We start from the raw sequence: 1,101 nt of genomic DNA, 5'->3' as shown, positions 1-1,101 counted from the left end.
CTGCCAGCACCTGCGGCACCCGTACCCCCGTCAGGTTGACGAGTGCACCCAGGACGACCGCGATGATCAGCGGGTTCCCGGCCGGGCCGAGCAGCACCGACCGCCATGACACCCGGCCGTTCGCGGTGACCTCCAGCAGCGTCAGCGCCACCGGCGTCAAGATCAAGAGCTGCAGGAACACGATGGGTACGACCAGAGAGGCGTCCCCCAGCACATACGTGGCGACGGGGATGCCGATGTAGTTGGCATTGGTGTACCCGCCGGCCAGCGACCCGAGGATCCGCGTGCCCCGGTCCCGGCGCCGGAAGGCCACCGCGAACACCGCGAAGCAGAAGCCGGCCGCCAGGGTCGAGACCAGCAGAGGCCCGCTGACCAGCAGATGCAGGTCCGCCTTCATCGTCCCCTCGAACAACAGGCACGGCGCCAACGCGGTGTAGGCGACCCGGCCGAGGACGGCCTCCGCGTCGCCGGGAAGGCTCGCCCACCGGCGCAGCGCCCACCCGAGGACGACGATGGCGCCCAGGAGCACGAACCCGGACAGCGCGTCGACCATGCGATCACGCTGTCACACGACATCGATAACCTTCGTGATCCCTAAGCCAGCCTTATGCCTGCTTTAAGCCCCCGTGCCGGACCCGTCGCGGTGCCTAGAGTGAGCCCGCCCCACCCCGCGCCGGCACCCCCACTCTCATCGCCGGCGGCGGTCCGCCTTGCCCACCGGAGGTCCACCCCTTGTCCCCCTCGCGCCGCCGTTCCCGGCGGCTCATCCTGCTTGTCACAGCGGCCGCCGCGGTCGCCTTCGTCGGCATCCCCTCCACGCTCGGCAGCGCCTGGGCACCGTGGAGTGACAACACTTCCAAGATCGGCGACGCCGCCGGCTTCATCGCGAAGACCCCGGCCGACGACCCGGGCCGCGGCCTCGTGCATTCCGGCCTGAAGCCGGGAAAGAAGGGCCGCGCCTGCGCCGGCGAGTTCCAGATCGAGGGCACCGAGAGCTGCACGCACGGGCCGGACGAGCCGCCCGCGGGACTCGACGTGCGCAAGGACGTGGCGCCGATCGCCCCGGCCGCCGCCGCCCCGAAGCTGCCCAGGCGCAGCGCG

At 71.6% G+C, this 1,101-nt stretch carries 1 protein-coding gene and 1 pseudogene; one reads left to right on the top strand and one right to left on the bottom strand.

What is annotated here, in order from left to right; translation table 11 throughout:
• Window positions 1-553: AEC family transporter (locus tag AB0M20_RS45215; protein WP_364307813.1), on the bottom strand; the 553-nt coding region annotated here is incomplete at its 3' end.
• Between the two features lie 179 nt (window positions 554-732).
• On the opposite strand from AB0M20_RS45215, the pseudogene AB0M20_RS45210 reads away from it, so the two are divergent.
• Window positions 733-1,101 (top strand): annotated as a pseudogene (locus AB0M20_RS45210) (hypothetical protein); the annotation flags it as partial.

Source organism: Actinoplanes sp. NPDC051633 (genome assembly GCF_040681735.1).
Classification (GTDB): domain Bacteria; phylum Actinomycetota; class Actinomycetes; order Mycobacteriales; family Micromonosporaceae; genus Actinoplanes.
The sequence above is the reverse complement of the archived record's forward strand: the minus strand, read 5'-3'. Positions and strand labels throughout refer to the sequence as shown.